The organism is Actinosynnema sp. CS-041913, from assembly GCF_050942485.1.
In the GTDB taxonomy this organism is placed as follows: domain Bacteria; phylum Actinomycetota; class Actinomycetes; order Mycobacteriales; family Pseudonocardiaceae; genus Actinosynnema.
Genome location: NZ_CP192037.1, coordinates 1303036 through 1317528 on the forward strand (window position 1 = coordinate 1303036; position 14493 = coordinate 1317528).

General features: G+C 71.8%; 22 protein-coding genes. 15 read left to right on the top strand and 7 right to left on the bottom strand.

Annotated elements, in window-relative coordinates:
- Nucleotides 1-51: 51 nt before the first annotated feature.
- Entirely contained in the window at nucleotides 52-708 is a 657-nt protein-coding gene (locus ACQPZF_RS06395; RefSeq protein WP_433269239.1) for a hypothetical protein, read from the top strand.
- 153 nt (nucleotides 709-861) lie between these two features.
- On the opposite strand, the gene ACQPZF_RS06400 is transcribed toward ACQPZF_RS06395, so the two are convergent.
- A complete protein-coding gene (locus ACQPZF_RS06400) occupies nucleotides 862-1431 on the bottom strand; it encodes an isochorismatase family protein (protein ID WP_433269241.1) in 570 nt (189 codons plus the stop codon).
- Between the two features lie 22 nt (nucleotides 1432-1453).
- On the bottom strand, nucleotides 1454-2728 hold the full coding sequence (locus ACQPZF_RS06405; RefSeq protein WP_433269243.1) for a nicotinate phosphoribosyltransferase: 1275 nt from the start codon (nucleotides 2726-2728) through the stop codon (nucleotides 1454-1456).
- Nucleotides 2729-2818: 90 nt separating this feature from the next.
- Between ACQPZF_RS06405 and clpS the strand changes: the two genes are divergently transcribed.
- The 7 genes from clpS to ACQPZF_RS06440 all read left to right on the top strand — a co-directional run bounded on the left by clpS (nucleotide 2819) and on the right by ACQPZF_RS06440 (nucleotide 6680).
- A complete protein-coding gene (gene clpS / locus ACQPZF_RS06410) occupies nucleotides 2819-3118 on the top strand; it encodes an ATP-dependent Clp protease adapter ClpS (protein WP_433269245.1) in 300 nt (99 codons plus the stop codon).
- The gene (locus ACQPZF_RS06415; RefSeq protein WP_433269247.1) at nucleotides 3115-3672 is read left to right on the top strand and encodes a DUF2017 domain-containing protein; all 558 of its coding nucleotides are present in this window, start codon (nucleotides 3115-3117) and stop codon (nucleotides 3670-3672) included. The genes clpS and ACQPZF_RS06415 overlap by 4 nt, the downstream gene beginning before the upstream one ends.
- Nucleotides 3672-4256 (top strand): P1 family peptidase, encoded by a 585-nt coding sequence (locus ACQPZF_RS06420; RefSeq protein ID WP_433269249.1) that lies wholly within the window; start codon nucleotides 3672-3674, stop codon nucleotides 4254-4256. Before ACQPZF_RS06415 ends, ACQPZF_RS06420 begins: the two co-directional genes overlap by 1 nt.
- A 121-nt stretch (nucleotides 4257-4377) precedes the next feature.
- Nucleotides 4378-4893, top strand: coding sequence for a DUF2231 domain-containing protein (locus tag ACQPZF_RS06425; RefSeq protein WP_433269251.1), 516 nt, complete (start codon nucleotides 4378-4380; stop codon nucleotides 4891-4893).
- A gap of 52 nt (nucleotides 4894-4945) precedes the next feature.
- Complete coding sequence (locus ACQPZF_RS06430) at nucleotides 4946-5401, top strand: Mov34/MPN/PAD-1 family protein (RefSeq protein WP_433269253.1); 456 nt, start codon at nucleotides 4946-4948, stop codon at nucleotides 5399-5401.
- A gap of 53 nt (nucleotides 5402-5454) precedes the next feature.
- Nucleotides 5455-5727, top strand: coding sequence for a MoaD/ThiS family protein (locus ACQPZF_RS06435; protein ID WP_433269255.1), 273 nt, complete (start codon nucleotides 5455-5457; stop codon nucleotides 5725-5727).
- Nucleotides 5728-5729: 2 nt separating this feature from the next.
- Nucleotides 5730-6680, top strand: a complete 951-nt coding sequence (locus ACQPZF_RS06440; protein ID WP_433269256.1) for a PLP-dependent cysteine synthase family protein — start codon at nucleotides 5730-5732, stop codon at nucleotides 6678-6680.
- 95 nt (nucleotides 6681-6775) lie between these two features.
- On the opposite strand, the gene ACQPZF_RS06445 is transcribed toward ACQPZF_RS06440, so the two are convergent.
- Nucleotides 6776-7420, bottom strand: coding sequence for a polysaccharide deacetylase family protein (locus tag ACQPZF_RS06445; RefSeq protein ID WP_433269258.1), 645 nt, complete (start codon nucleotides 7418-7420; stop codon nucleotides 6776-6778).
- 201 nt (nucleotides 7421-7621) lie between these two features.
- Here ACQPZF_RS06445 and ACQPZF_RS06450 point away from each other — a divergent pair, with 201 nt between their 5' ends.
- Complete coding sequence (locus ACQPZF_RS06450) at nucleotides 7622-8026, top strand: cytidine deaminase family protein (RefSeq protein WP_433269260.1); 405 nt, start codon at nucleotides 7622-7624, stop codon at nucleotides 8024-8026.
- On the opposite strand, the gene ACQPZF_RS06455 is transcribed toward ACQPZF_RS06450, so the two are convergent.
- From ACQPZF_RS06455 to ACQPZF_RS06465, 3 genes are read right to left on the bottom strand one after another with little or no spacing between them, the layout of a single operon-like run.
- Nucleotides 7956-8366: a hypothetical protein gene (locus ACQPZF_RS06455; RefSeq protein ID WP_433269262.1), complete on the bottom strand. Its 411-nt coding sequence runs from the start codon at nucleotides 8364-8366 to the stop codon at nucleotides 7956-7958. The two genes, ACQPZF_RS06450 and ACQPZF_RS06455, sit on opposite strands and share 71 nt — an antisense overlap.
- Nucleotides 8367-8381: 15 nt before the next feature.
- On the bottom strand, nucleotides 8382-8705 hold the full coding sequence (locus ACQPZF_RS06460; protein WP_433269263.1) for a hypothetical protein: 324 nt from the start codon (nucleotides 8703-8705) through the stop codon (nucleotides 8382-8384).
- 20 nt (nucleotides 8706-8725) lie between these two features.
- Nucleotides 8726-9214 carry a hypothetical protein gene (locus tag ACQPZF_RS06465; protein WP_433269265.1) on the bottom strand — a complete coding sequence of 163 codons (489 nt, stop codon included), beginning with the start codon at nucleotides 9212-9214 and terminating at the stop codon, nucleotides 8726-8728.
- Between the two features lie 107 nt (nucleotides 9215-9321).
- On the opposite strand from ACQPZF_RS06465, the gene ACQPZF_RS06470 reads away from it, so the two are divergent.
- On the top strand, nucleotides 9322-10086 hold the full coding sequence (locus ACQPZF_RS06470) for an MBL fold metallo-hydrolase (protein WP_433269267.1): 765 nt from the start codon (nucleotides 9322-9324) through the stop codon (nucleotides 10084-10086).
- Nucleotides 10087-10114: 28 nt separating this feature from the next.
- On the opposite strand, the gene ACQPZF_RS06475 is transcribed toward ACQPZF_RS06470, so the two are convergent.
- Entirely contained in the window at nucleotides 10115-10951 is an 837-nt protein-coding gene (locus ACQPZF_RS06475; protein ID WP_433269269.1) for an SMP-30/gluconolactonase/LRE family protein, read from the bottom strand.
- Nucleotides 10952-11311: 360 nt separating this feature from the next.
- On the opposite strand from ACQPZF_RS06475, the gene ACQPZF_RS06480 reads away from it, so the two are divergent.
- From ACQPZF_RS06480 to ACQPZF_RS06500, 5 genes are read left to right on the top strand one after another with little or no spacing between them, the layout of a single operon-like run.
- Entirely contained in the window at nucleotides 11312-11929 is a 618-nt protein-coding gene (locus tag ACQPZF_RS06480) for a rhomboid family intramembrane serine protease (RefSeq protein ID WP_433269271.1), read from the top strand.
- Nucleotides 11926-12720: a glutamate racemase gene (gene murI / locus ACQPZF_RS06485; protein ID WP_433269273.1), complete on the top strand. Its 795-nt coding sequence runs from the start codon at nucleotides 11926-11928 to the stop codon at nucleotides 12718-12720. The genes ACQPZF_RS06480 and murI overlap by 4 nt, the downstream gene beginning before the upstream one ends.
- A 17-nt stretch (nucleotides 12721-12737) precedes the next feature.
- A complete protein-coding gene (locus ACQPZF_RS06490) occupies nucleotides 12738-13547 on the top strand; it encodes an MBL fold metallo-hydrolase (RefSeq protein WP_433269274.1) in 810 nt (269 codons plus the stop codon).
- Nucleotides 13537-14040 (top strand): hemerythrin domain-containing protein, encoded by a 504-nt coding sequence (locus tag ACQPZF_RS06495; protein WP_433269276.1) that lies wholly within the window; start codon nucleotides 13537-13539, stop codon nucleotides 14038-14040. Before ACQPZF_RS06490 ends, ACQPZF_RS06495 begins: the two co-directional genes overlap by 11 nt.
- A 10-nt stretch (nucleotides 14041-14050) precedes the next feature.
- Entirely contained in the window at nucleotides 14051-14446 is a 396-nt protein-coding gene (locus ACQPZF_RS06500) for an OsmC family protein (RefSeq protein WP_433269278.1), read from the top strand.
- The last annotated feature ends 47 nt before the right edge of the window (nucleotides 14447-14493 follow it).

Here is a 14493-nt window from a genome sequence, read left to right on the forward strand (position 1 = left end):
CGCGCGGCCACCGATTATTCCAAGGCAAAAGCACTACGAGGAGGGCATTCCATGAACCACATCCTCGCGCGCCGAGCCGGGGCGGTGGCCGCGGCGCTGGTGCTCGGGCTGACCGGCGTGCCGGCTCACGCGGCGAACCCGGCGGGCGTCGCGTCCGTCGGGTCGGCCGCTTTCGCCACATCCGGCCGGCAGGTCGTCGTGCCTGTTCAAGCGCGGTGCGCGGTCGAGGGGCCCACGTCCGCCACCTCCACGGCGGTGTCCGAGCCGGGCATCCGGTTCGGCGCGGGCACCTCGTCCTGCACCACGACCGTGGTCGACCCGGCGCACAACGTGACCGAGACGAAGTCCGTCGCGGAGGGCACCGACTTCGAATTTTCCGCGCTGATCTCGGCGGGCGGGCCGCGGCTGAAGGTCGGGAAGTGGCGGGTCTCCTGCACGGGCACCCAGAAAGGCACGTCCAGCGGTTGGGCGATGGACGCCCTGAGCGGCTTCGCGGACCTGCCGAAGGAAATCCCGGCGAACTACGTGCACGAGGTCAAGTCCACGGCCGGCAAGGTCCTGGCGAGGGTCACGTTCAGCGAGGTGATCCTGCCCGATCCCAACGACGGCAGCATGGCCATGAACCTCATCCGCTTCCGGTTCACCGAGGACTCGGGCATCACCGGCGACGTCGTCGTCGGCGCGGCAGCCTGCTCACCCACCCCGTAGATCGCACCCGACCCTGCCCGACCGAACCCTGGCCCTGCCCGACCGCGCCCGATCGCACCTGGCCCTGCCTGACCGCGCCCGACCCCGCCCATCCCGGCGGGCGGCAGCCGCACTCCCCGGCCTCGCCCCACACGGGCAAGGCCGGGGGCTTGGTCAGGCGACGTGCGGCGCGCCCTCCAGCGCCACCCCGGCCGAGCGCAGCCGGTCCAGCGCCGTGTCCACGGTCGCCCGCGACACCCCGGCCGTCAGACCCAGCAGGACGGTGGTCGAGAAACCCGCCGCGGCGGCGTCCAGCGCCGTCGCCCGGACGCAGTGGTCCGTCGCGATCCCGACCACGTCGACCCGGTCCACGCCCCGCGCCCGCAACCAGTCCGTCAACCGCTCGCCACCGCCCGATGAACCCTCGAACCCCGAGTACGCCGCCGCGTAGGCGCCCTTCGAGAACACCGCCTCCACCGCCGTCACGTCCAGCTCCGGGTGGAACGACGCGCCCGCCGTCCCAACCACGCAGTGCACCGGCCACGAGTCCACGAAATCGGGCGTCTCGCTGAAGTGCCCGCCCGGGTCGACGTGGTAGTCCCGCGTCGCCACCACGTGGTCGTAGTCGCCGCCGGCCACGTGCGACGAGATCGCCGCCGCGACCGCCGCGCCACCCGCGACCGCGAGCGACCCGCCCTCGCAGAAGTCGTTCTGCACGTCCACCACGATCAGCGCCTTGGTCATGAGCCCTCCTAGAGGAACGTCGTCAGAGGAACGTCGTCGGAATCGCGGGCTCGCCGCGGGACAGCTTCAAGCCCTCCCACGGCACGCTGACCAGCGCGGCCCGCAGCCGCTCCCGGCTCTCCGCCAGCGTGTCCAGCCCCTCCACCCGCTGTCCACCGCGGACCAGGGGCACGGGCAGCAACCGGTCGTGCGGGCCGGTTTCCGGGACCTCGGCGGAGGGGAACACGACCTCCTCCAACGCGGTCCCGGTGTCCTTGTGCCGCCGCAGCGCGTTCTTGCGCCCGCCCCGGGACTCCTTGAGCGAACTGCGTTTCGCCACCGGCCGGCCGTCGACCTCCACCAGCTTGTAGACCATGCCGGCGGTCGGCGCGCCCGACCCCGTGACCACGGACGTGCCGACACCGTAGGCGTCCACGGGCTCGGCCCGCAGCGCGGCGATCGAGTACTCGTCCAAGTCGCCGGACACCACGATCCGGGTGTTCTTCGCGCCCAGCGAGTCGAGCTGGTCCCGCGCCTGGCGCGCCAGCACACCGAGGTCGCCCGAGTCGATGCGCACCGCGCCCAGACCCGGCCCGGCGACCTCCACGGCCGTCTTGATGCCCGCCGTGATGTCGTAGGTGTCCACCAGGAGGGTCGTGTCCGCGCCCAGCGCCTCCACCTGGCTGCGGAACGCCGCTTCCTCGCTGTCGTGCAGCAGCGTGAACGCGTGCGCGCAGGTCCCCGCGGTCGGGATGCCGTGCCGCCGCGCGGCCTCCAGGTTCGACGTCGCCGTGAAGCCCGCCAGGTACGCGGCCCGCGCCGACGCCACGGCCGCGTCCTCGTGCGTCCGGCGCGACCCCATCTCGATCATCCGGCGGCCGTTCGCCGCGCCCACCATGCGGGCGGCGGCGGACGCGATCGCGCTGTCGTGGTTGAGGATCGACAGGGCCAGCGTCTCCAGCACCACGCCCACGCCGAACGGGGCGCGCACGGACAGGATCGGCGAGCCGGGGAAGTACAGCTCACCCTCCGGGTAGCCGTCCACGTCGCCGGTGAACCGGTAGTCCGCCAGCCAGTCCAGCGTCGCCCGGTCCACCACGTCGGTGCGTTCCAACAGCTCCAGCTCCGCCGGACCGAACCGGAACGCCTCGATCGCGTCCAGCAGTCGCCCGGTGCCCGCGACCACCCCGTACCGCCTGCCTTCGGGCAGCCTGCGGGCGAACACCTCGAACACGCACGGCCGGTCGGCGGTGCCGTCGCGCAACGCCGCGGCCAGCATCGTCAACTCGTAGTGATCCGTGAACAGCGACGTCGACATGAGGTCAAAGCCTAGGCTCGCCCGGCTCGTTGTCGCAGGAGGCGGCCCTATGGGCTCCGCCACGAACCGGAACATGACACCATTGGCGGTATGACCACGCCCGTCGAGCATGAGCGGACGCAGGTTGACCCGGCGCCCGTGGAGGTCCGCACCGAGGACCGTCCGTGGCAGACGCTGGTCTGGAACGACCCGGTGAACCTGATGTCCTACGTGACGTACGTGTTCCAGAAGCTGTTCGGCTACAGCCGTGACCACGCGACGAAGTTGATGCTGGACGTCCACCACAAGGGCAGGGCGATCGTGTCGTCCGGATCGAAGGACAAAGTGGAGGCCGACGTGGCCAAACTGCACGCGGCCGGGCTCTGGGCGACCATGCAGCGTTCGTCGTGAAGAAGTGGAGCCGCACCGGCGACACGGTGCTGGGCCGGTTCGACCGGCAGGAAGCCGCGGTGGTGCGCGGCCTGGTGAGCCAGATCCAGGACATGCTGCTGGCCCGTGCGGAGGAAGCGCCGCAGGACGAGCTGGCCGAGCTGACCGGCATCAGGACGGGCGCGTCGGCGCCGCCCGACGACCCGATCCTGGGCCGCCTGCTGCCCGACTTCCACCGCCTGGACCCGGACGCGCCCGACCCGGCCGAGGTCGACTCGGCGAACGCCCTGCGCTCCCTGCACGAGCCGGACCTGCTGGACCGGAAGACCGGGGTCGCGGCCGTGGTGCTGGAGACGTGCCCGCCGGACGGCGGCGAGGTGCGGCTGCGGATGGCCGAGGCCGAGGCGTGGCTGTCGGCGCTGAACGACGTGCGGCTCGCCCTCGGCACGGCGCTGGACGTGCAGGAGGACATGCCGGACGAACTCCCGCCGGACGACCCGCGCTCACCCCACCTGGGGGTCTACCACTGGCTGACGTGGGTGCAGGAGACCCTGGTCGAAGCGGTCATGGGCTGATGCTGGTCGGCCGCGCGCCCGGCGTGACGGTGGTGCTCGCGCCGGACGGGGCCGTGGCCGGCGTCGACACCCGCGGCGCGCCTTGGGGAACCCGCGAACTGGACCTGCTCGATCCGTCCGCACTGGTGCGGCGGGTGCACGCGGTCGTGCTGGCGGACGGCTTGGCCTCGGTGGACGGCGTGATGCGGTGGCTGTCCGAACACCACCACGGCTTCCCGGTGGGTTCCCGGCCGCACGAGGTCGTGCCCATCGTGCCCGCGGCGGCGGTCAGGTCCGGAGCGGTCGGGCCTGGGGCGGCGGACCTGGGCTATGCGGCGTGCGAAGCCGCCGTGGCCGAGGTCCCGGACGCCATGGTCGTGGTCGGGGAGACCGCCGCCGCACTCGTCGTGGTGGACGCCTCGCTGACCAAGGCCGAGTGCCGCCGGGTGGCCATGTCCGCCCACGACGGCCTGGTGCGGGCGGGCATCCGCGTCCCGGCGACGGTGTTCGCCCTGGCCACCGGCAACCCGACCGGCGCGGTCCTGAACGACCTGTGCACCGCGGCGGCGGACGCCGTGCGCGAAAGCGCAACTCGCGGCACGTGAGCGTGCGACCCACGGCGCGACCTGCGGCACGTGAGCGTGCGACCCACGGCGCGACCTGCGGTGCGTGAACGTGCGACCCGCCGGCGGTTTTGCGAGCCCCGTGGCGCGGTAACCGGGAACCATGAGCCGGTTGACGCGGGTGTTGCGGTGGGTCGAGGAGAGCAAGGGCCTGGACCGGGCCGCCGGGGCGCTGGCCGAGGCGATCCCTTCGGCGATCCGCAGCTCCAACCTGTTGCGCGGCACGGCGCTCGGGCACCCCGCGCACCCCGCCGTCGTGCTGCTCCCGATCGGCATGTTCGCCGCCTCCTCCCTGCTCGACCTGATTCCCGGTGAGGGCAAGGCCGCGCAGGCGCTGATCGGGGTGGGCCTGGCGACGGCGCCGGCGGCCATCGCGACCGGCCTGGCCGAGTACACGACCCTGGACGAGAAGCAGCGGCGCACCGCGTTCGTGCACCTCGCGGCCAACGCCACGGCCAACGTCCTCTACCTGACGTCGTTCCGGCTGCGCGCCCACGGCTTCGGCGTGGTCGCCCGCGCGGTGTCGGCGATCGGTCTGGCGGCGATCGGCGCGGGCGGCCTGCTCGGCGGCCACCTGGCGTACACCCAGGCAGCCGGAGTGGAGCGCGAGCCGGCCTAGGTGCCGGTTCTCACACACCGGGACACCTTCCGCCACCACGTAGGATGAGCACGTGCTGGTGATTCGCCGTGACCTCGTCGACGCGATGGTGGCGCACGCCCGTCGCGACCACCCCGACGAGGCGTGCGGGATCATCGCGGGCCCCGAGGGCTCCGACCGCCCCGAGCGGTTCATCGCGATGGACAACGCCGAGCGCTCGCCGACGTTCTACCGGTTCGACTCGGCGGAGCAGCTCAAGGTCTGGCGCGAGATGGACCGCGACGACGAGGTGCCGGTGGTCGTCTACCACTCGCACACCGCCACCGAGGCCTACCCCTCGCGCACGGACGTCTCCTACGCCAGCGAGCCCGACGCCCACTACGTCCTGGTGTCCACCAGAGACCCGGAGCAGCACGAGCTGCGCTCCTACCGGATCGTGGACGGCGTCGTGACCGAAGAACCGGTCGAGGTTGTCGAGTCGTACATGTTCGCGCACACGGGCGCGGACGACACACCCGACTGTCGCTGACGCGCCGCCGTCCGCTCACATCCCGATATCCGGCCCCTCTCGGAGGTTCCAGCATGGCCGTCACCGTCTCCATCCCCACGATCCTGCGCACCCACACGGGCGGGCAGAAGTCGGTCGAGGCCGCGGGTGGCACGCTCGCCCAGGTCATCGACGACCTGGAGGCCAACCACGGTGGTTTGAAGGCGCGTCTGGTCAAGGAAGGCACGCTGCACCGGTTCGTCAACGTCTACGTCAACGACGAGGACGTCCGCTTCGCGGGCGGGCTCGAAGCGGAGGTCAAGGACGGCGACACCGTGACGATCCTCCCGGCCGTCGCAGGCGGCTGACCATGGCCCGGTACGAGTCGCTGCTCGACGCGGTCGGTGGCACGCCCCTCGTGGGGCTGCCCCGGCTGTCGCCGTCGAGGGACGTGCGGCTGTGGGCGAAGCTGGAGGACCGCAACCCGACCGGCTCGATCAAGGACCGCCCGGTCCTGATGATGATCGAGGAGGCGGAGCGGTCCGGCGCGCTGACGCCCGGCTGCACGATCCTGGAGCCGACCTCGGGCAACACCGGCATCGCCCTGGCCATGGCCGCCAAGCTCAAGGGCTACGGGCTGGTGTGCGTGATGCCGGAGAACACCTCCACGGAACGCAAGCAGCTACTCCAGGCCTACGGCGCGCGGATCGTGTTCTCACCCGCCGCCGGCGGCTCGAACCAGGCGGTGGCGCGGGCCAAGGAGCTGGCCGCGCAGAACCCCGACTGGGTGATGCTCTACCAGTACGGCAACCCCGCGAACGCGGGCGCGCACTACCACTCCACCGGTCCGGAGATCCTCAAGGACCTGCCCGCGATCACGCACTTCGTGGCCGGTCTGGGCACCACCGGCACGCTCGTCGGCGTCGGCCGCTACCTGCGCGAGCAGAAGCCGGACGTGCAGATCATCGCCGCCGAGCCGCGGTACGGCGAGCTGGTGTACGGCCTGCGCAACCTGGACGAGGGCTTCGTGCCCGAGCTGTACGACGCGGACGTGCTGACCGGCCGCTACTCGGTCGGCTCGTACGACGCGCTGCGCCGCACCCGGCAGTTGCTGGAGGTGGAGGGCATCTTCGCGGGCATCTCGACGGGCGCGATCCTGCACGCCGCGCTCGCGGTGGCGGAGAAGGCCGCGGGTCGGGGCGAGCAGGCGGACGTGGCGTTCATCGTGGCCGACGCCGGCTGGAAGTACCTGTCCACCGGCGCTTACGCGGGCACGCTGGACGAGGCCGCCGAACGTCTCGACGGACATCTCTGGGCGTGAGCCGTCCACTGGAATGAGACGTGTCGGTCTACGGACACGGAAAAGGGAGCCCGAATCGGGCTCCCTTTCCTATTGGACGTAACAGTAGACGTCCGCTAAGGGGCCACGGCGCGGCCACCCGAAATCCGTCCGGGGCACAGCCCCTTGGCCCGCAGGCCCTGCACGACCAGCGGCACGGCGTCCACGGTGTTCTGGTAGCCGTCGTGCATCAGCACGATGCCACCCGCCGTGGCACTGGTCGCCGACCGCACGATCTCCTCGGTCGGCGGACTGGTCCAGTCCCTGGTGTCGACCGTCCACAACACCTGGTCGAGACCCTGGCGCCGGGCCTCGGCCGCCACGGCGGCGTTCGTGTCGCCGTAGGGCGGCCGGAACAGCGTCGGCACGCGGCCGGTGATCCGGCGGAGTTCGTCCTGCGTGCTCGCGATCTCCTTGGACAGCTCATCCGGTGTCGCCCGGGTCAGGAACGGGTGCGACCAGGTGTGGTTGCCGAGCCACATGCCGGCCCGCGCGGTCGCCCGCACCAGGTCCGGGTGCTCCTTCGCGCGGGTGCCGATGTCGAAGAACGTGGCCCTCGCGCGCGCCGACCGCAGCGCGGCCAGCAAGGGCCGGGTGAACTGGGCGTATGGGCCGTCGTCGTAGGTGAGCGCCACGTACCCGGAGCAGCCGGGCGCGGCGTTGGCCGGCACGGCCGGCGCGACGAACAGCACGGCCGACACGAGGAGGGTTCTCAGCAGCATGGTCGCTCCCTGGCCTGAGGTTTCCGTCCACTATCAGTCCGCCGGACGTGGGCGGACAACGGTTCCGGCGGATTTTGCGGGTCTCAAATGGTCGATTCCGACTCGGCGAATACCGGTGTCGTCCATTCGGTCCTAGCCGTACGGCCGGGACTATTCCTACGATTCGCGAAAACCGTCGGCCGACGACGCGGTGGTGCCCCTGTGACTTTGTCCGAAGCGGACCGCGACCTGCTGGCCCGCGCTCTGGCCCTCGCCCGCGCGCGCACCCGGTGGCGGCACCACAACGTCGCCGCCGCCGGCCGTTCGGCCGACGGGCGCACGTTCACCGGCCTCAACGTCTTCCACTTCGCCGGCGGCCCGTGCGCGGAACTCGTCGTGCTCGGCGCGGCGGCGGCCGAGGGCGTCTACGACCTGGACGCCATCGTGGCCGCCGACACGACCGGCGTGATCCCGCCCTGCGGTCGGTGCCGCCAGGTCCTGTGCGACCTGACGCCGGAGGTCCGCGTGATCGTGGCGGACACCGAAGCCGTGCCCGTCACCGCGCTGCTCCCGCGGGCCTACCGCTGGTCGGAGCACCTGGCGGCGCTGGAGCGGCGCGGCCGGTGATCAGGTCGCGGACGTGGCCGATCTCGCGCACGACCTGCCCGAGCGGCAGCGGGTCGAGGGCGACCGACTCGCCGGACCGGATCGGGTGCTCCGCGTAGACGTCCACCGGCTCGTCCTTGTGCGGGCCCTGGAGGATGATCGTCACCGTCGTGCGGTCGGCCGGGCTCACCACGCGGTGCAGGACGTCCGAGGTGAGCAGGTAGCTGCTCCCCGCGCCCAGTTCCGCGTCGAACCGGCAGCGCAGCCGGGTGCGGCCGGTCGGTTGCAGGGAATAGCCGGTGGTGCCCGAGTGGCCGTGGTAGCGGAAACCGTGGAAATCCTCGCCGTGCTCGTCCGGCACGTACTCCTGGAACCGTTAGCCGCCCACCAGGACCGCCGACGCGAAGTCCCAGCGGTGGTTGTGCACGTTCTCCGTCGCGACCGGTGAATCCGGCTCCGGGCGCCACACGTGCAGCCGCAGTTGGAATTCCACCTCGGCGATCAGGACGATCTTCAGAAAGCCGTTCGGGTGCCGATACGCGCGGTCCGGCAGGTCGCTCTCCGCGGTCCGCCCCAACAACGGGCCGAGGTATTCCGGGCGGGCCACCCGGCGCACGCAGCCGACCAGCGCGGAGTCGTTCCCCGCCCGGTACTCGGCGACGCACCCGGCGATCTCGCGGGCCGCCGTGGACAGTTCCACGGAATACCGCCGTTTCGCTGCTAGCCGAGGGCGATGTGGGCGTTGCGGAACAGCGGTTCGTCGGTCACCTCGCGCAGCACGGCGAGGAATTCCGGCAACGCCACCACGTCGTCTTCCCGGCTCACCTGGACTTCCAGCAGCCAGCACGCCCGGCCGGCCGGCTCGCGGATGTGGTCCACCTCGTACTGCCACGCGTCCCACGGGAATGTGCGGCGGGTTTTCCGGATGACCTGCCGCGTGCCGTCCCGGCCGGCCAGCAGGCGGTCGTACTCCGCGCCGTCGATGGCCACCTCGTCCACCGCCCGCACGCCCGGCCGCAGCGGTCGGAGATGGGCGTACTCATAGCTGGTCACGCCGTTCGCGGTGCGCTTGCGGATGCGCTTCTCCTCGACCTCGGTGACTCTCAGGTAGACCTGTTCGAACTCGATCCGGCCGATCGTCTGCCCGGCGAATGCGGACCAATCAGGTTCCGCGCCGAGGAGGAACTTGCGTTCGATCTCGACCGACACCAGACCCCCGGTTGATGCATTCGAGTGAACCTTGCGCATTGATATTGCCAGGTTCTCCGAAGGTGTTTTCCGCAATTTTGCCGAGAGCGGGCTGCTATCGTGCCGCCATGCAATTGACGGTGCTCGGGTGTTCGGGCAGCGCGCCCGGTCCGGACCGGCCCACTTCGGGCTACCTGGTCGAAGCGGCCGGGATCCGCATCGCGCTGGAACTCGGCGGCGGCGTGTTCGGCCCGTTGCAGCAGAGGTGCGATCCGTTCGAACTCGACGCCGTCCTCCTGTCACACCTGCACCTCGACCACTGCGCGGACTTCAGCGCCCTCACCACCTACCTGCGCGCCCACCCCGCGCCGCCCGCGTCGTTCGACCGGCTGCGGGTGCTCGCGCCGTCCCACGCGCCGTCCCGGCTGGCCGCCGCGCACGCCGCGTCCGAAGAGGAGTTGGACGCGCTGCGCCTGGCGGACACGTTCGACTTCGTGCCGCTGGAGGAGGGCCGCTTCACGGTGGGGCCGGTGTCCATCGAGGTCGCGCCGATGCGGCACATCTGCGAGGCCTACGCGTTCCGCATCTCGCACGAGGGCGCGTCGCTGGTGTTCACCGGTGACACCGTGCCGTGCCCGGAGTTGGTGGCGTTAGCGCGGGGGGCGGACCTGCTGCTGGCCGACGCGGCGTGGCGGGAACAGGCCGGGCGCGCCAACTACCTGCACATGAGCGGCCGGGAGACCAGCGTGGTGGCGACGGAAGCCGGCGTGCGCCGACTCGTGCTGACCCACGTCCTGCCGTGGTCCGACCGGGACGGGGTGCTGGCCGACGCGGTGGAGGCGTTCACCGGCCCGGTGTCCCTGGCCGAACCCGGCGCGACCTACGTCGTCTGACGGCGCCGGCTCGGCCTGGACACCGGCGCTAGCCCGCGAACGCGCTGGACGGCCTGCCCTCGCCCGCGCCGGGCACCACCAGCACGGACCCTGCGAGTTCACTGGACGAGTCCCCGGCCCGCGCCGTCGTGACGTAGAGGTCGGTGAAGTCCTCGCCGCCGAACGCGCACGCCGTCGGCTGCCCGACCGGCAACTCGATCTCGGCGTCGAGCCGGCCGTCGGGCGTGTACCGGCGAACGGCCGCGCCACCCCACAGGGCGACCCACAACGCGCCCGACGCGTCCACGCACAACCCGTGCGGCTGCCCGCGGTCGACCTCGACCACCGGCCGCCGGTTGGTGGCGTCGCCGGAGTCGCGGTCGTAGTCCAGCACGTCGACGCGCCGCGTGGCCGAGTCGACGAAGTACATGCGCGCGCCGTCCGGACTCCACCCGATGCCGTTGCCGGCGCCGACCTCGCCCAACCCGACCTTGGCGTCCCCGGTCGGCTCGACCCGGGCCAGCCACCCGTCGGGTTCCTCGTCGTAGCGGGACGTCCCGGCCCACAGCCGACCGGCCGGGTCGACCGCCGCGTCGCTGCCGCGCACGCCGTCGCGGGCCCAGTAGACGAGCCAGGTCTTCAGGCCGTCCCGGTCGACCAGCGCGATGCCGTCCCGGAGGTTCAGCACCAGCCCGCCGCGCGTGCGGGGCTTGGCGGCGCCGACGTGCTGCGGCACGTCGAGCACGGCGTCCTCGTCCCGCGCCGGGGCGTAGCGGTGGACCTGGCTGCTGAGGACGTCGACCCAGACGAGTGTTCCGCTGCCGTGGTCCCAGGTGGGGGCTCCACCCAGGACGGCTTCGGTCCGCACGGCGACTTCGATCGGCACGGCGTCAGCGTATGCGCCGGCCAACGCGGAGCGATGCGGGCGTACCCCCTGGCGGGGAACCCCCTGCGTTCAGCCAAGCACGGGGGTACGACATTTCACGGTGCGGCGGCTGAGAACGGGCGGTGCGGCGGCTGAGATCGGGGGTGCGGTGGCAGTGCCGGGCGGTGCGGTGGCGGGCGGTGCGGTGCGCGGCCGGGAGGTGCGGCGGCTGTGAGTGGGTAGCGGGGCTGGGCGGTGTGGCGGAGGGGCAGGGCGGTGCGGTGGTGGTGGTCCGGAGTTTCGCCGGCGGCACAATCCGATCAGGGCCTACCGGGCACAAACAGTGCCCTGCAACCCCGTCTTCGCACGTAACCTGAAGGCGTGGATCCCACGGTCGTGTCCCCGGCGCCCAGGTCGCCGGCCAAGCGCGTCATCCCGCCGAACCCGGTGCTGTCGGCGGCCGTCGTGTTGGGTTTCGTCGGGCTGCTCTTCGTGGTCGAAGGCATCGACACGGCCCTCGGCGGGCGGCTGGACGCCGACGGGATCAGCCCGCGCGACTTCACGGAGTGGGACAACATCCTCTGGTCGCCGCTCCTGCACGGCGGCTGGGATCACCTGGTGGGCAACGCCGTGCCGCTGCTGGTCCTCGGCTTCCTCGCGTCCTCCGGCGGCATCAAGCAGTTCCTCCAGGTGACCGCCGTGATCTGGCTGACCGAAGGCCTCGGCGTCTGGATCATCGGCTCACCGGGCAGCCACATCGGCGCGTCCGGGCTGATCTTCGGGTACCTGCTGTTCCTGCTGGTGCGCGGTGTCTTCGCCCGGTCCGCCGGGCAGATCGTGGTCGCGCTGGTGGTCTGCGCGGTGTACGGCGCGGTCCTCTGGGGCGTGCTGCCCGGCCAGCCCGGCATCTCCTGGGAGGGCCACCTGTGCGGCGCGCTGGGCGGTGTGCTCGCGGCCTGGGGTGTCGCCCGGGACGACCGTCGGGCCGTAGCCGCGTGACCGCCGCGGACGCGCCGATCGGCATCTTCGACTCGGGGGTGGGCGGGCTGACCGTCGCCCGCGCGATCATGGACCAACTGCCGGAGGAGAGCATCCGGTACGTCGGCGACACGGCCAACGCCCCGTACGGCCCGCTGCCGATCGCCGACGTCCGCAAGCACGCGCTCGAACTCGCCGACCAGCTCGTCGACGACGGCGTGAAGATGCTGGTGATCGCCTGCAACACGGCGTCCTCCGCGTGCCTGCGCGACGCCCGCGAGCGCTACGACGTGCCGGTGGTCGAGGTCGTGCTGCCCGCTGTCCGCCGCGCCGTCGCCACCACCCGCAGCGGGCGCGTCGGCGTGATCGGCACGCAGAGCACCATCACCTCCGGCGCGTACCAGGACTCGTTCGCCGCCGCACCGGACATCGAGGTCACCGCCGTCTCCTGCCCGAGGTTCGTGGACTTCGTGGAACGCGGCACCACCTCCGGTCGCCAGGTGCTCGGCCTCGCCCAGGCCTACCTGGAGCCGTTGCAGCGCGCCGAGGTCGACACCCTCGTCCTCGGCTGCACGCACTACCCGCTGCTGACCGGCGTGCTCCAGATCGTCATGGGCGACCGGGTGATGTTGGTCTCCAGCGCGGAGGAGACCGTCAAGGACGTCGTGCGGGTGCTCACCGAGCGCGACCAGTTCCGAAGCGGTGACCCCGACCTGCGGTTCTCCTGCACGGGACCGGTGGAGCCGTTCGCGAAGCTGGCCCGGCGATTCCTGCCCCGCCTGGAAAACGCGTCCTTCCACCCCCACGAATGATTTGGCACTCTCCAACGGTGCTGTTGACCATCCTCGGCTGCTCGGGCAGCCTGCCGGGGCCGCAGGGCCCCGCATCCGGCTACCTCGTCGAGGCGGACGGCTACCGGATCGCGCTCGAACTGGGCAACGGTGTGCTGGCTTCGCTGCAAGCGCACTGCGATCCGTTCTCGCTGGACGCGCTGCTGTTCTCGCACCTGCACCCGGACCACTGCGCCGACTTCACCACGCTCACCGTGATGCGCCGCTACCACACCGACCCGCCGCACGACACGACCGAACACCGGCTCCCGGTGCACGGCCCGTCCGACGCGCCGCAGCGCTTCGCCCGCGCCTACGCCGAGAACGCCGAGGAACTGCGCACCGCCGACCTGTCCGACGTGTTCGAGTTCCACGCCTTCACCGCCGAACCCTGCCACGTCGGCCCGTTCGAGATCACCGCCGCCCGCGTCGACCACCCTTGCGAGGCCTACGGGTTCCGCATCGCCACCGAGAACGCGTCGCTCGCGTTCACCGGCGACAGCGGCCCGTGCGACTCGTTGCGCACCCTCGCCAGCGGCGTGGACGTGCTGCTGTCCGAAGCGACCTGGACGCACTCCGACGACCGCCCGCCCGGCACGCACCTGTCCGGCGTGCAGGCGGGCGAACTCGCGACGGCGGCGGGGGTGGGCAGGCTGCTGCTCACCCACATCGCGCCGTGGACGGACCCGGAGGCGGTGCTCGCCGAGGCGCGCAGCACGTTCGCCGGGCCGGTCGAACTCGCACGTCAGGGCCACAAGTACGCGGTTGACGAGCCGGCGGTCCGGGTAATCGGCGGGCATGGCAACTGACGTCGTGGAACTGATCCTCGCCGACCACCGCCGGTTCGAGGAGCTGTTCCGCCAGTTGAGGGACCGCTCCACCGACCGGCTCGCGCTGCTCGGCGACCTCGCGGCACTGCTCGTCGCGCACGCGGAAGCCGAGGAGTCCGAGGTGTACCCGGCGCTGAAGCAGTACCGAAGAGTGGACGACGAGGTCGTCGACCACGGCGCCGAGGAGCACGCCGAGGGCCACCAGGCGCTGCTCGCGCTGATGGAGGTCTCCGACCCCGAGTCCGAGGAGTGGGAGTCCGCACTGGAGGACCTGGTGGAAGCTCTCAACCACCACGTGGACGAGGAGGAGCGGACCATCCTCAACGACACCAGGGAGCAGGTCCCCGACGAGCGCCGCGCCGAACTGGGCAGGCTGTTCCTGGAAGTGCGCCAGGAACGGCTGGACGAGGACTGCGGAGACCTCGAATACGTGCGCAAGATCGCCAGGGCCACCGCCGACCGCATCGACTAACGTCGATCACGTGTCGAACGTCGAAGTGCGTCAGGTCGGTAAGCACGAGTTCGTCGCCACCAACGACCGGGGCGCCGCGGTGCGCGTCGGCCGCAAGGGCGCGGAAGGCTCCTTCACACCGGTCGAGCTGCTGCTGGCCGCGGCGGCGGGCTGTGCGGCGGTGACGGCGGAGACGCTGATCACCCGCCGGGTCGGCGACGGCCTGGTGGCACGGGCGGACGACGTCCGGCCGGAAGGCGCGCACGAGCTGGACGCCGTGCCGGTGACGCTGGACTACGACGTGTCGTCGCTGGAGCCGGAGCAGCGTGCGGCGCTGGACGCGGCCGTGCGGCGGGCGATCGAGCAGCTTTGCACGGTGACGCGGACGTTGAAGAAGGCCCCGCCGACACCGTTGACGCTGCCGTGAGGACACCGTTGACGCTGCCGTGACGCCGCCGCCGACGCTGCCCTAGC

Coding starts and splice junctions, on each gene's coding strand:
- ACQPZF_RS06395 (WP_433269239.1), top strand. CDS start 52: ATGAACCACATCCTCGCGCGCCGAGCCGGGGCGGTGGCCGCGGCGCTG.
- ACQPZF_RS06425 (WP_433269251.1), top strand. CDS start 4,378: ATGAGCCGGTTGACGCGGGTGTTGCGGTGGGTCGAGGAGAGCAAGGGC.
- ACQPZF_RS06445 (WP_433269258.1), bottom strand. CDS start 7,420: ATGCTGCTGAGAACCCTCCTCGTGTCGGCCGTGCTGTTCGTCGCGCCG.
- ACQPZF_RS06400 (WP_433269241.1), bottom strand. CDS start 1,431: ATGACCAAGGCGCTGATCGTGGTGGACGTGCAGAACGACTTCTGCGAG.
- ACQPZF_RS06495 (WP_433269276.1), top strand. CDS start 13,537: ATGGCAACTGACGTCGTGGAACTGATCCTCGCCGACCACCGCCGGTTC.
- ACQPZF_RS06440 (WP_433269256.1), top strand. CDS start 5,730: ATGGCCCGGTACGAGTCGCTGCTCGACGCGGTCGGTGGCACGCCCCTC.
- ACQPZF_RS06435 (WP_433269255.1), top strand. CDS start 5,455: ATGGCCGTCACCGTCTCCATCCCCACGATCCTGCGCACCCACACGGGC.
- ACQPZF_RS06470 (WP_433269267.1), top strand. CDS start 9,322: ATGCAATTGACGGTGCTCGGGTGTTCGGGCAGCGCGCCCGGTCCGGAC.
- clpS (WP_433269245.1), top strand. CDS start 2,819: ATGACCACGCCCGTCGAGCATGAGCGGACGCAGGTTGACCCGGCGCCC.
- ACQPZF_RS06420 (WP_433269249.1), top strand. CDS start 3,672: ATGCTGGTCGGCCGCGCGCCCGGCGTGACGGTGGTGCTCGCGCCGGAC.
- ACQPZF_RS06405 (WP_433269243.1), bottom strand. CDS start 2,728: ATGTCGACGTCGCTGTTCACGGATCACTACGAGTTGACGATGCTGGCC.